The organism is Streptomyces sp. NPDC020299, from assembly GCF_044387825.1.
Taxonomy (GTDB): domain Bacteria; phylum Actinomycetota; class Actinomycetes; order Streptomycetales; family Streptomycetaceae; genus Streptomyces.
This window is the reverse complement of record NZ_JBIRWL010000004.1, coordinates 274083-287237: the sequence shown is the minus strand read 5'-3', so window position 1 is coordinate 287237 and position 13155 is coordinate 274083. Positions and strand designations below refer to the sequence as shown.

13 protein-coding genes and 1 riboswitch are annotated in these 13155 nt (G+C 68.1%); of the genes, 12 read left to right on the top strand and 1 reads right to left on the bottom strand.

Translation table 11 applies throughout. From position 1 onward, the window contains the following. Positions 1–198: 198 nt before the first annotated feature. The 4 genes from coxB (at position 199) to ACH45E_RS12660 (ending at position 4695) form a co-directional block, all read left to right on the top strand. Positions 199–1158, top strand: coding sequence for a cytochrome c oxidase subunit II (coxB, locus tag ACH45E_RS12675; protein WP_361437539.1), 960 nt, complete (start codon positions 199–201; stop codon positions 1156–1158). Beyond that, positions 1155–2891 (top strand): cytochrome c oxidase subunit I, encoded by a 1737-nt coding sequence (ctaD, locus tag ACH45E_RS12670; RefSeq protein ID WP_361437537.1) that lies wholly within the window; start codon positions 1155–1157, stop codon positions 2889–2891. The genes coxB and ctaD overlap by 4 nt, the downstream gene beginning before the upstream one ends. Beyond that, positions 2888–3286 carry a cytochrome c oxidase subunit 4 gene (locus ACH45E_RS12665; RefSeq protein ID WP_361437535.1) on the top strand — a complete coding sequence of 133 codons (399 nt, stop codon included), beginning with the start codon at positions 2888–2890 and terminating at the stop codon, positions 3284–3286. The genes ctaD and ACH45E_RS12665 overlap by 4 nt, the downstream gene beginning before the upstream one ends. Positions 3287–3435: 149 nt before the next feature. Then, positions 3436–4695 (top strand): Ig-like domain-containing protein, encoded by a 1260-nt coding sequence (locus ACH45E_RS12660; RefSeq protein ID WP_361437532.1) that lies wholly within the window; start codon positions 3436–3438, stop codon positions 4693–4695. A gap of 60 nt (positions 4696–4755) precedes the next feature. Here the strand turns inward: ACH45E_RS12660 and ACH45E_RS12655 are convergent, their stop codons facing one another. Continuing rightward, the gene (locus ACH45E_RS12655) at positions 4756–5157 is read right to left on the bottom strand and encodes a hypothetical protein (protein ID WP_361437530.1); all 402 of its coding nucleotides are present in this window, start codon (positions 5155–5157) and stop codon (positions 4756–4758) included. Between the two features lie 210 nt (positions 5158–5367). On the opposite strand from ACH45E_RS12655, the gene ACH45E_RS12650 reads away from it, so the two are divergent. The 8 genes from ACH45E_RS12650 (at position 5368) to ACH45E_RS12615 (ending at position 13155) form a co-directional block, all read left to right on the top strand. Beyond that, positions 5368–5988 carry a heme-copper oxidase subunit III gene (locus ACH45E_RS12650; protein WP_361437528.1) on the top strand — a complete coding sequence of 207 codons (621 nt, stop codon included), beginning with the start codon at positions 5368–5370 and terminating at the stop codon, positions 5986–5988. Between the two features lie 62 nt (positions 5989–6050). Then, positions 6051–6863 (top strand): c-type cytochrome, encoded by an 813-nt coding sequence (locus ACH45E_RS12645; RefSeq protein WP_361437525.1) that lies wholly within the window; start codon positions 6051–6053, stop codon positions 6861–6863. Next, positions 6860–7918, top strand: a complete 1059-nt coding sequence (locus tag ACH45E_RS12640) for a Rieske 2Fe-2S domain-containing protein (RefSeq protein ID WP_361437523.1) — start codon at positions 6860–6862, stop codon at positions 7916–7918. Before ACH45E_RS12645 ends, ACH45E_RS12640 begins: the two co-directional genes overlap by 4 nt. Continuing rightward, positions 7915–9576 (top strand): cytochrome bc complex cytochrome b subunit, encoded by a 1662-nt coding sequence (locus ACH45E_RS12635; protein ID WP_361437521.1) that lies wholly within the window; start codon positions 7915–7917, stop codon positions 9574–9576. Before ACH45E_RS12640 ends, ACH45E_RS12635 begins: the two co-directional genes overlap by 4 nt. Positions 9577–9714: 138 nt before the next feature. Then, the gene (trpD, locus tag ACH45E_RS12630) at positions 9715–10779 is read left to right on the top strand and encodes an anthranilate phosphoribosyltransferase (protein ID WP_361437519.1); all 1065 of its coding nucleotides are present in this window, start codon (positions 9715–9717) and stop codon (positions 10777–10779) included. 102 nt (positions 10780–10881) lie between these two features. Further along, positions 10882–11238 carry a PRC-barrel domain-containing protein gene (locus tag ACH45E_RS12625; RefSeq protein ID WP_361437517.1) on the top strand — a complete coding sequence of 119 codons (357 nt, stop codon included), beginning with the start codon at positions 10882–10884 and terminating at the stop codon, positions 11236–11238. Between the two features lie 27 nt (positions 11239–11265). After that, the gene (locus ACH45E_RS12620) at positions 11266–11436 is read left to right on the top strand and encodes a hypothetical protein (protein WP_361437515.1); all 171 of its coding nucleotides are present in this window, start codon (positions 11266–11268) and stop codon (positions 11434–11436) included. Between the two features lie 77 nt (positions 11437–11513). Then, a riboswitch (SAM riboswitch) is annotated at positions 11514–11630 on the top strand. A gap of 163 nt (positions 11631–11793) precedes the next feature. Next, positions 11794–13155: an aminotransferase class V-fold PLP-dependent enzyme gene (locus ACH45E_RS12615; RefSeq protein ID WP_361437512.1), complete on the top strand. Its 1362-nt coding sequence runs from the start codon at positions 11794–11796 to the stop codon at positions 13153–13155.

Here is a 13155-nt window from a genome sequence, read left to right as displayed (position 1 = left end):
CCAGCCACAAAAAACCCGCAGCCGCCAAACAAGCTAACCTCCCCAGCCACTAGGCCCCCCTCCCCGCGACCCGCCGGAAGGCGTCCAGTAGGGTTTGGTCCGCATAAACATCAAACCCCTGCCCGACGCAGGGCGGCGACCGACCAGCGAGAAGGCCGCAGCCAACCAGCGCGGGCGAGACTCTCGGGAAGGCGCTACGTGAGTCCCAACGGCTCCGACCGCTCGCCGCGGCGCCCGATGCGGCGGAAGCTGCTGCAGGCAATGACCGCGGGCCTGGTCCTGGCGACCGCAACCGGTTGCACATACAAGGACTTCCCCCGCCTTGGCATGCCCACCCCGACCACGGAAGAGGCTCCGCGGATCCTCTCCCTGTGGCAGGGTTCCTGGGCTGCCGCGCTCGCCGTCGGCGTGCTGGTGTGGGGCCTGATCCTGTGGAGCGCCATGTTCCACCGGCGCAGCCGCACCAAGATCGAGGTACCTCCGCAGACCCGGTACAACATGCCCATCGAGGCGCTGTACACGGTGGTCCCGATCATCATCATCTCGGTGCTCTTCTACTTCACGGCCCGTGACGAGTCGAAGCTCCTGGACCTCTCCAAGAAGCCCGACGTCACCGTCAACGTCGTCGGCTTCCAGTGGAGCTGGGGCTTCAACTACATCGAGGACGTGCCCGGTTCCACCGGAAACGCCAAGACCGACCCGCAGCTGAACGCGATCCCGGACCGGTTCAAGACCGACTTCCCGGCGAACGCGGGCGGTGTCTACGACGTCGGCACGCCCGGCACGAAGAACCCGGAGACCCACAACCCGGGTCCGACGCTGTGGCTGCCCAAGGGCAAGACGGTCCGCTTCGTCCTGACCTCGCGTGACGTCATCCACTCCTTCTGGGTGCTGCCGTTCCTGATGAAGCAGGACGTCATCCCGGGCCACACCAACGCCTTCCAGGTGACTCCGAACGCCTACGGCACCTTCAGGGGCAAGTGCGCCGAGCTCTGCGGCGTCGACCACTCCCGGATGCTGTTCAACGTGAAGGTCGTCTCCCCGGCGGCGTACGAGCAGCACCTCAAGGACCTCGTCAAGAAGGGGCAGACCGGTTACATTCCCGCCGGCATCGCGCAGACGAGCCACGAGAAGAACCGGGAGACGAACAACCTGTGAGCATCCTCAACGAACCCCAGGGTGCCGCGGCGGCTGACTCTTACGAGAACGAGCTGCCGGTAAGGCGCAAGCAACCCGGCAACGTCGTGGTGAAGTGGCTGACGACCACCGACCACAAGACGATCGGCACGCTCTACCTCGTCACGTCGTTCGCGTTCTTCATCATCGGCGGCGTCATGGCTCTGCTCATGCGCGCCGAGCTGGCCCGGCCGGGCCTGCAGTTCATGTCGAACGAGCAGTTCAACCAGGCGTTCACGATGCACGGCACGATCATGCTGCTGATGTTCGCGACGCCGCTGTTCGCCGGTTTCACGAACTGGATCATGCCGCTGCAGATCGGCGCGCCCGACGTGGCGTTCCCGCGGCTGAACATGTTCGCCTACTGGCTGTACCTGTTCGGCTCGCTGATCGCGGTGGCCGGCTTCCTCACCCCGCAGGGTGCGGCCGACTTCGGCTGGTTCGCCTACGCCCCGCTGTCGGACGCGATCCGCAGCCCCGGCGTCGGCGCCGACATGTGGATCATGGGTCTGGCCTTCTCCGGCTTCGGCACGATCCTCGGCTCGGTCAACTTCATCACCACGATCATCTGCATGCGCGCGCCGGGCATGACCATGTTCCGCATGCCGATCTTCACCTGGAACGTGCTGCTGACCGGTGTCCTGGTCCTGCTGGCCTTCCCGGTCCTGGCCGCCGCGCTGTTCGCCCTGGAGGCGGACCGGAAGTTCGGTGCCCACGTCTTCGACGCCGCCAACGGCGGATCACTACTGTGGCAACACCTCTTCTGGTTCTTCGGCCATCCAGAGGTGTACATCATCGCGCTACCGTTCTTCGGCATCATTTCCGAGGTCATCCCGGTCTTCAGCCGCAAGCCGATGTTCGGCTACATGGGCCTGATCGCCGCGACCATCTCGATCGCCGGTCTGTCCGTGACGGTGTGGGCGCACCACATGTACGTCACCGGTGGCGTGCTCCTGCCGTTCTTCTCCTTCATGACCTTCCTGATCGCGGTCCCGACCGGTGTGAAGTTCTTCAACTGGATCGGCACCATGTGGAAGGGCTCGCTGAGCTTCGAGACCCCGATGCTCTGGGCGACCGGCTTCCTGATCACCTTCACGTTCGGTGGTCTGACCGGTGTCATCCTGGCCTCGCCGCCGATGGACTTCCACGTCTCGGACTCGTACTTCGTGGTGGCGCACTTCCACTACGTCGTCTTCGGCACCGTCGTCTTCGCGATGTTCTCCGGCTTCCACTTCTGGTGGCCGAAGTTCACCGGCAAGATGCTCGACGAGCGCCTCGGCAAGATCACCTTCTGGACGCTGTTCATCGGCTTCCACGGCACCTTCCTGGTCCAGCACTGGCTGGGCGCCGAGGGCATGCCCCGCCGGTACGCGGACTACCTCGCGGCCGACGGCTTCACCGCCCTGAACACGGTCTCGACCATCAGCTCGTTCGTGCTCGGCCTGTCGATCCTGCCGTTCCTCTACAACGTGTGGAAGACGGCCAAGTACGGCAAGCCGGTCGGCGTCGACGACCCGTGGGGCTACGGCCGTTCGCTCGAGTGGGCGACCTCCTGCCCGCCGCCGCGGCACAACTTCCTCACCCTGCCGCGGATCCGCAGCGAATCCCCGGCGTTCGACCTGCACCACCCCGAGATCGCCGCTCTTGAGCAGCTCGAGCACGCCGGTCACGGCAGCAGCAGCGCCATCGCGGGCAGCAAGGAGGCCGGCAAGTGAAGATCCAGGGCCGGATGTTCTTCTGGCTGAGCATTTTCGTCCTGATCATCGCCTGCGTGTACGGCGTGTGGTCGAAGGAGCCGGCGGGTACCACCGCGCTCTTCCTGGCCTTCGGCCTGTGCATCATGATCGGCTTCTACCTGGGCTTCACCGCCAAGCGGGTCGACGCGGGTGCCCAGGACGACAAGGAGGCCGATGTCGCGGACGACGCGGGCGAGCTGGGCTTCTTCAGCCCGCACAGCTGGCAGCCGCTCATGCTCGGCACCGGCGGTGCGATCGCGTTCCTCAGCATCGCGGTCGGCTGGTGGCTGATCTACTTCGCGGCACCGATCATCATGATCGGCCTGTTCGGCTGGGTCTTCGAGTACTACCACGGTGAGAACCGCACCCAGTAGTACGCCGAAGTCATAGCGCGCACCGGGAGCCCGGACACTCCGCGAGGAGGTCCGGGCTCCCGGCGTTCCCGCACGGCCCCGCGCGCGGCCCTTCCCCCGTCCGCTCCACCCAGCGCGCCCGGGCCGGGGAAGCTCCTTACGTTGAGCTCATGAGCATTTCTCCGCGCACCCGCACCGTCGTCAGCTGCGCCCTGCTGATGGCCGCCCTCGGCGCGGGCGTCACCGCCTGCGGATCGGACGGCAACCCCCTGGCGGACAAGCCGTACGACGCGGCGGACCAGATCTCCTTCAGCGGTGTCACCGGCGACGGGAAGAAGGCCGACCCGGACAAGCCCCTGGAGGTCACCGCAGAGGACGACGGGCGTATCACCGACGTCACCGCCGTGGACGCCACGGGACGCTATGTGGCGGGCGAACTCGCCGCCGACGGCAGCCGCTGGCACAGCACCGCCCCGCTGGCCGCCAACGCCCACTACACGGTGCGGATCAGCACGGAGGACGAGGACGGGGCGCCCGGCCGCCGGACCCTCACCTTCGACACCAGCCTGCCCAGCACCACCAAGCGCCTGGACGTCGCCTTCGGGCCCGACGCGGGCGCGTACGGCGTCGGCCAGCCCATCACGGCGAAGCTGAACCAGGAGGTCAAGGACAAGGCGCAGCGGGCCGTCGTGGAGCGCGCCCTCAGGGTCGACTCCGTCCCGGCCGTGGCCGGCTCCTGGTACTGGGTGAACGGCAAGGAACTCCACTACCGGCCCAAGGAGTACTGGCCCGCGCACGCCACCCTGCGGGTGCACAGCAACCTGGACGGCGTGCGGATCAACGACCGCCTCCTGGGCGGCACCGCCAAGCCGCTGACGCTCACCATCGGCGACCGGATCGAGGCCGTCACGGACGCGTCATCCCACCAGATGACGGTCTACAAGAACGGCGCGGTGATCAACCAGATCCCCATCACCACCGGAAAGCCCGGCTTCGAGACCCGCAACGGCGTCAAGGTCGTCCTGGAGAAGCAGCAGTACGTACGTATGCGCGGCAGCACCGTCGGCATCGCCGAGGGCACCTCCGACTCCTACGACCTGCCGGTCTACTACGCCACCCGCGTCACCTGGTCCGGCGAGTACGTGCACGCCGCCCCCTGGTCCGTCGGCTCCCAGGGCTACGCGAACGTCAGCCACGGCTGTACGGGCATGAGCACGTCCAACGCGGAGTGGTTCTTCGACACCGTCCACCCGGGTGACATCGTCAAGGTCGTCAACTCGGGCGGTCACACGATGGAGCCCTTCGGCAACGGCTTCGGTGACTGGAACCTCGACTGGAACAAGTGGCGCACCGGCAGCGCCCTGACCAACGGCAAGCCGGACGGCCCGGCCCCGCAGGACGCGCTGAGACTCCAGCCGACGGCGGTGTGAGGGCAGAAGCGCAAGGGGCGCGGCCGGGCCGCGCCCCCAAGGCCTGTCTGGCCCTGGCCGTCAGGCGCTCTGCAGCTTCTTCTTGCGCAGCAGGGAGGCCAGCGCCGAGGCGAACTCCACCGGGTCGACCGGCAGCGTCACCGCCGCGTCGGCCCGGCTCCATGTCGCCAGCCAGGCGTCCTGCGGGCGCCCGATCAGCAGCAGCACCGGCGGGCAGTTGAAGATCTCGTCCTTGATCTGCCGGCACATCCCCATGCCCCCCATGGGCACGGCCTCGCCGTCCAGGACGCAGACGTCGATGCCGCCCTTGTCCAGCTCCGCGAGTACCGCCGCGGGCGTCGCGCACTCCAGGAACTCCACCACGGGCGCGTCCGGGGCCGGCCGGCGCCCGGTGGCGAGCCGGACCTGCTCGCGGGTGTTGGAGTCGTCGCTGTAGACCAGCACCGTGGCGGTCGGCTGCATGGTTCCTCCGATACACAGGGCGTACGCCGTCGTACGAACAGGACCGATGCGGCGGATGCTACCCCCTCGGACACCCCCTCAGACACCCTGTCAACACTGGTCCGGACACGACGGGGAAAGACCGTCTGCTGGGCCATACGGGCACTGCACACCCTGCGAACACTCCGAACGGCACCCCCCGGAGTGAGGGCGAGATAAGCGACCGACATAATGTCGGTCGTGGCGACAGCAACGACAGTAGAAACCGGGCACGCGCACCCGTCGGTCAACCGGCCGAACCTCACCAGCGTCGGAACCATCATCTGGCTGAGTTCCGAGCTGATGTTCTTCGCGGCCCTCTTCGCGATGTACTTCACCCTGCGATCGGTGACGGGTCCCGATCACTGGAAGGAGATGGCCTCCAGCCTGAACCTTCCGTTCTCGGCGACGAACACCACGATCCTGGTGCTCTCCTCGCTCACCTGCCAGCTCGGCGTGTTCGCGGCCGAGCGCGGTGACGTGAAGAAGCTCCGGGGCTGGTTCATCGTCACGTTCGTGATGGGTGCGATCTTCATCGGCGGCCAGATCTTCGAGTACACCGAGCTGGTGAAGAAGGACGGGCTCTCGCTCTCCTCCGACCCGTACGGCTCGGTGTTCTACCTGACCACCGGGTTCCACGGCATGCACGTGACGGGTGGTCTCATCGCCTTCCTGCTGGTCCTCGGCCGCACCTACGCGGCGAAGAGGTTCACGCACGAGCAGGCGACCGCCGCGATCGTCGTGTCCTACTACTGGCACTTCGTCGATGTCGTCTGGATCGGCCTTTTCGCCACGATCTACCTGATCAAGTAGCCGGGACCGCTCCCGCACATCCAGAAGCATCGACGCAGAAGATCCTGACACCGGGGTAATCCGTGAAAAAGCTCTCCGCACGACGACGCCATCCGCTGGCGGCGGTCGTCGTCCTACTCCTCGCGCTGGCGGCCACTGGGGGGCTGTACGCCGCGTTCGCGCCCGCGAGCAAGGCGCAGGCCGACGAGTCCTCCCAGTCCCTGACCATCGAAGAGGGCAAGAAGCTCTACGAGGTCGGTTGCGCCAGCTGCCACGGCACCGGTGGCCAGGGCTCCTCCGACGGGCCGAGCCTGGTGGGCGTGGGCGCCGCGGCCGTCGACTTCCAGGTCGGCACCGGCCGTATGCCGGCCGCCACCTCGCAGGGCGCGCAGGTCCCTAAGAAGAAGAACATCTACACCCAGGCCCAGATCGACCAGCTGGCGGCGTTCGTCGCCTCCCTGGGCGCCGGCCCGAACGTGCCGACCTCGGAGCAGTACAGCCCGGGTGACGGCGACATCGCCAAGGGTGGCGAGCTGTTCCGCACCAACTGCGCGCAGTGCCACAACTTCATCGGCAAGGGTGGTGCGCTGACCAAGGGCAAGTTCGCCCCGTCCCTGGACGGCGTCGACCCGAAGCACATCTACGAGGCCATGCAGACCGGCCCGCAGAACATGCCGTCCTTCCCCGACACCACGATGTCGGAGAAGAACAAGAAGGACATCATCGCGTACCTGCACGCGGTCAACGGCGATGAGACGACGAACCCCGGCGGTCTGGAGCTGGGCGGCCTCGGGCCGGTCAGCGAGGGTCTGTTCGCGTGGATCTTCGGTCTCGGCGCACTTGTCGCGGTCGCCGTCTGGGTCGCCGCTCGGACCGCAAAGGCCAAGAAGTCATGAGTAGCCAAGACATTCCAGAAGAGAACCTGCCCGCCGAGCAGGACCACACGCACGGCGCCGTGGACGTCGCGGACGAGAAGAACCCGTTCGCCGACCCGGGGCTGCCGCCGCACGAGCACCGGATCCAGGACATCGACGAGCGGGCCGCCAAGCGGTCCGAGCGCATGGTCGCCCTGCTGTTCACGGTGTCGATGCTGGCCACGATCGGCTTCATCGCGTCCTACGTGACGATCCCGGCCGACAAGAACATCTTCGTCTTCCCGATCGGGCACATCAGCGCGCTCAACTTCGCGCTGGGCCTGTGCCTCGGCACGGCGCTGTTCACCATCGGCGCGGGCGCGGTCCACTGGGCCCGCACCCTGATGTCCGACGTGGAGGTCGCAGACGAGCGTCACCCGATCGCGGCCTCCCCCGAGGTCCGGGCGAAGGTCCACGCCGACTTCAAGCTGGGCGCCCAGGAGTCGGCGCTCGGCCGCCGCAAGCTGATCCGCAACACGATGCTCGGCGCGCTCACCCTGGTGCCGCTCTCCGGCGTCGTCCTGCTGCGTGACCTCGGTCCGCTGCCCCAGACCAAGCTCCGCCACACGATCTGGTCCAAGGGCAAGCTGCTGGTCAACGTGAACACCAACCTGCCGCTGCGTCCCGAGGACGTGCAGGTCGGCTCCCTCACCTTCGCCAAGCCCGACGGGCTGGAGGAGGCGCAGGAGGATTTCCAGAACGAGATCGCCAAGGCGGCCCTGATGATCATCCGGCTCCAGCCGGACAACATCAAGGACAAGCGCGAGCTCGAGTGGTCGCACGAGGGCATCGTCGCGTACTCGAAGATCTGCACCCACGTCGGTTGCCCGATCTCCCTGTACGAGCAGCAGACGCACCACGTGCTGTGCCCGTGCCACCAGTCCACCTTCGACCTCTCCGACGGTGCCCGAGTGATCTTCGGCCCCGCCGGTCACGCCCTGCCCCAGCTCCGCATCGGTGTGAACGGCGACGGTTACCTCCAGGCCCTCGGCGACTTCGAGGAGCCCGTCGGTCCTGCATTCTGGGAGCGCGGATGAATACTTCAGCCAACGAAACGAATTCACCTGCCGCTGACGCGGCGGGCCGCCCCCGCGGGAAGGCACCGGCCGGCGAGCGCGTCGCCGACTGGGCCGACGGCCGGCTCGGGATCTACTCCCTGGCCAAGGCCAACATGCGCAAGATCTTCCCCGACCACTGGTCGTTCATGTTGGGTGAGGTCTGCCTCTACAGCTTCCTCATCATCATCCTCACGGGTGTGTACCTGACGCTGTTCTTCCACCCGTCGATGAACGAGGTGGAGTACCACGGCAGCTACGTCCCGCTGCAGGGCCAGCTGATGAGCGAGGCGTTCAGCTCGACCCTGCACATCTCCTTCGACGTGCGCGGTGGTCTGCTCATCCGGCAGATCCACCACTGGGCCGCGCTGATCTTCCTGGCCGGCATGTTCGTGCACATGATGCGCGTGTTCTTCACCGGCGCGTTCCGCAAGCCGCGTGAGATCAACTGGCTGTTCGGCTTCCTGCTGTTCGTCCTGGGCATGTTCACCGGCTTCACCGGTTACTCGCTCCCGGACGACCTGCTCTCCGGCACCGGTGTCCGCTTCACCGAGGGCGCGATCCTGTCCATGCCGATCGTCGGCACGTACATCTCGTTCTTCCTCTTCGGCGGCGAGTTCCCCGGCCACGACTTCGTGGCCCGGTTCTACTCGATCCACATCCTGCTGCTGCCGGGCATCATGCTCGGCCTGGTCGTCGGCCACCTGATCCTGGTCTTCTACCACAAGCACACGCAGTTCGCGGGTCCCGGCAAGAGCAACAAGAACGTCGTCGGCATGCCGCTGCTGCCGGTCTACATGGCCAAGGCCGGAGGCTTCTTCTTCCTGGTCTTCGGTGTCATCGCGGCCATCGCGGCGATCGCCCAGATCAACCCGATCTGGGCCATGGGCCCCTACCGACCGGACCAGGTGTCCACCGGCGCACAGCCCGACTGGTACATGGGCTTCGCCGAGGGTCTGATCCGCTACATGCCGGGCTGGGAGATCAACCTCTGGGGCCACACGCTCGTCCTGGGCGTGTTCATCCCGCTGGTCCTCTTCGGCGTCGTGCTCGCGGCGATCGCGCTCTACCCGTTCATCGAGTCCTGGGTCACCGGCGACAAGAGCGAGCACCACATCCTGGACCGCCCGCGCAACGCCCCGACCCGTACCGGGTTCGGCGTCGCCTGGATCACCGTCTACATGATCGGTCTCGTCGGCGGCGGCAACGACCTGTGGGCCACGCACTTCCACCTGTCGATCAACGACGTCACCTGGTTCGTCCGGATCGGCTTCTTCGCCGGACCGGTCATCGCGTTCATCGTCACCAAGCGGATCTGCCTCGGCCTCCAGCGCCGCGACCGCGACAAGGTGCTGCACGGCCGCGAGACCGGCATCATCAAGCGCCTGCCACACGGTGAGTTCATCGAGGTCCACGAGCCGCTCAGCCAGGAGCAGCTGCACACCCTCACGGCTCACAACCAGTACGAGCCGGCCGAGATCGGCCCGACGGTCGACGAGAACGGCGTCGAGCGGAAGATCAAGGGCTCCGAGAAGCTGCGCGCCAAGCTCAGCAACGCCTACTACGGCGAGGACAACCAGATCCCGAAGCCGAGTGTGGAGGAGTACAAGGAGATCACGAGCGGCCACGGCCACCACTGATCGCTGCGCACGCCACGCCACGCGCGAAGGGCCCCGTCCGGTGTTCGGACGGGGCCCTTCGCCGTGCCCCGGCCTGGATAGGGTGGCAGCACACTCTTCTACGACGACACACTCTTCTACGACCACCAGGAGCGGCTGATGAGCGCTGTGACCCCCGCTGGAGGCGACACCGCGGCGGGCCGTTCCTGGCCCGAGGTACTGAACGCCCTGCTGTACGGCCGCGACCAGAGCGCCGACGCGACGGCCTGGGCGATGGACCAGATCATGCGCGGCGAGGCCACCGACGCGCAGATCGCCGGCTTCGTGGTCGCGCTGCGTGCCAAGGGCGAGACCGTCGAGGAGATCACCGGTGTGGTCCGGGCGATGTACGAGCACGCCAACGTCATCGAGGTGTCGGGCCGCACGGTCGACATCGTGGGCACCGGCGGCGACGGCGCCAAGACGGTGAACATCTCCACGATGTCGGCGCTCGTGGTGGCCGGCACGGGCGCGAAGGTCGTCAAGCACGGCAACCGGGCGGCCTCCTCGGCGTCGGGCTCGTCGGACGTCCTGGAGAAGCTGGGCGTCAATCTGGACCTGACGCCCCAGCGGGTGGCCGAGGTCGCCGAGGAGGCGGGCATCACCTTCTGCTTCGCGGTGAAGTTCCACCCGGCGCTGCGTCATGTGGCCGCCGCGCGCGGCCAGCTGGGCATCCGGACGGTCTTCAACGCCCTCGGGCCGCTGACCAACCCGGCGAAGGTGAAGGCACAGGCGGTCGGCGTCGCGGACCCCCGGCTGGCGCCGATGATCGCGGGTGTCCTGGCCGAACGCGGCAACTCCTCCCTGGTCTTCCGCGGCGACGACGGCCTCGACGAGCTGACCACGACGGCCACGTCCCACGTCTGGGTCGTGCGCGACGGCAAGGTCACCGAGGAGCGCTTCGACCCGCGCGACGTAGGCATCGAGCTGGTGCCGGTTCAGGCCCTGCGCGGCGGTGACCCGTCGTACAACGCCGAGGTCGCCCTGAGACTCCTCGACGGCGAGACGGGCCCCGTACGGGACGCCGTGCTGCTGAACTCGGCGGCGGCCCTGGTGGCCCTGGACCCGGCTCAGGAGCCGCTGGCCGAGCAGCTGAGCGCCGGGATGCGCAAGGCGGCCGATTCGATCGACTCCGGCTCGGCCAGACGGACCCTGGAGCGCTGGGTGGCCGCGAGCAACGCGTAACGCCGGAGGGCCGCGGGAGTACAGTGAAGAGGTGGTAGCTCTCCCGCGGCCGCTCCGCTTTCCCCTGCGGTGTCCGGGAGGGCGGGCCGCGAGGAGCGAGGCATGATCCACTCAGCCGATATCCGCGAGTGGCGCAACCGCGACGTGATCGATCCCAGGGGCCGCAAGATCGGGGCCCTCGAAGCGGTCTACCTGGACACCACCGACGACACGCCCGCCATGGTCACCGTCCGCACCGGGATGCCGACCCGGCATCGGCTCGTCTTCGTCCCGCTCGACGAGGCGACCCTCGGACCCGGTTACGTGCGGGTGGCCCACGCCCGCGGGCAGGTGAAGAAGTCGCCGTCCATCGGCATGGACGACGTCCTCCCGGCCGAGCGGGAACACGAGATCTTCGAACACTACGACAGGCCCTACGAGGCCGGTGCCGCACGCGGGCGCCGTCTCGCGCGCGGCTGACCGGTCTGCCGGAGGATGTGGTCACCCATGGCGCTCTTCCTGTTCCTGATCATCGTGGCGATCGTCCTGGGACTCGTCGGCGTGGCGAACGGGTTGTTCTACCTCCTGGTCATCGGCGCGGTGGTCCTGGCGCTGGACCTGGTGCTGTTCGGTATGCGCTGGTCCCGGCGCTCGCATCGGCACCACTTCGTCCGCTGACCTCGACGCGAGGCGGGTGTCCCGCGATCCGGACACGGGTTGCGGGCCGGTGATCGGCTCGCGTACGTTCTTTCGCAGGTCATGAGTGACAGTCATGAGGCCCCGGCCGACTGTCCGGCAACCCTCCGTCCGTGGCGGGGTGCCCCGGGTGAAGACCAGGCCGCAGGCAGCGAGGTCTGCGGCAAGCGCGGACCCCTCGCACGCCAGGGGTCCTGGTCGTCGAGGGAGCCTTCCGTGAGCAAGCGAATGCGATAGGGCGCCGAGCCCCGCCTCCGCATACCCCTTTCACCCTGTCGGCGCTGGAGCACCCGTTCGCTCGCGTCGGCGATCTCCGCCTGCTTTCACGGGAGTACACCCATGTCCGTCTCCGCTCTTGCCGCCGACCAGTCCGTCTGTGCCCCGCTGCCCGTGCTGGGCCGGGACGTCACCGTGCCGCTCGTCACCGGCGGCGAGGTCTCCTACGCCGCGCTCGACTACGCGGCCAGCGCCCCCGCGCTCCAGCGGGTCTGGGACGACGTGGCCGCGTACGCCCCGTACTACGGCAGCGTGCACCGGGGCGCCGGTTACCTCTCGCAGCTGTCCACCGACCTCTTCGAGAACGCCCGGAAGACCGTCGCCGAGTTCCTCGACTGCCGGGACGACGACCAGGTGGTCTTCACCCGGTCCACCACGGACTCCCTCAACCTGCTCGCCCGCGCGCTGCCCGCCGACTGCCAGGTCTTCGTCTTCGAGACCGAGCACCACGCCTCGCTGCTGCCCTGGCAGGACGCCCGGGTCACCTGCCTCGACGCCCCGCGCACCCCGCGGCAGGCCGTCGAGACGCTGGAGCGGGCCCTGGCCGACCGCGACCCCTACGGTCCGGCCCTGGTGTGCGTCACCGGCGCCTCGAACGTCACCGGCGAGCTGTGGCCGGTCCGCGAGCTGGCCGCCGCCGCCCACGCGCACGGCGCCCGGATCGTCCTGGACGCCGCCCAGCTGGCCCCGCACCACCCGGTGTCCGTCCGGGACCTCTACGTCGACTGGGTCGCCTTCTCCGGGCACAAGCTGTACGCCCCGTTCGGCTCCGGCGTCCTCGCCGGTCGCGCCGACTGGCTCCAGGCTGCCGAGCCGTACCTCGCGGGCGGCGGCGCCAGCCGCAAGGTCAGCCGGCGTGACGACGGGGGAGTGGACGTGGAGTGGCACGACAGCGCCGCCCGCCACGAGGCCGGCTCCCCGAACGTCATCGGCGCCTACTCCATCGCCTCGGCCTGCAAGGCACTCACCGAGGCGGGCTTCGACACCCTGGTCGCCCGGGAGGAGTACCTGATCGGGAAGGTCCGCGCGGGCCTCGCCGAGGTCCCCGAGGTCCGGGTCCTCTCCCTCTTCGGCGACGACGCCCCGCGCGTCGGCGTCATCTCCTTCGTCGTCGACGGCTGGAACAGCTCGCACTTCGCCGCCGCCCTCTCCGCCGAGTACGGCATCGGCGTCCGCGACGGCCTGTTCTGCGCCCACCCCCTCCTGCGCACCCTGCTCGGCAGCGACCCGCAGACCCAGGGCGAGTGCGGCGCCCCCGAGGCCGCACCCGGCGAGAAGTCCCTCAACGCCATCCGCGTCAGCTTCGGCGCGGGCACGCCGGACGAGCACGTGGAGCGGTTCGTCGGCGCGGTCCGCGAGCTCGTACGCACCGGCGCGAAGTGGAACTACCGCACCGAGAACGGCCGTTGCGTGCCGGCCGTCTGA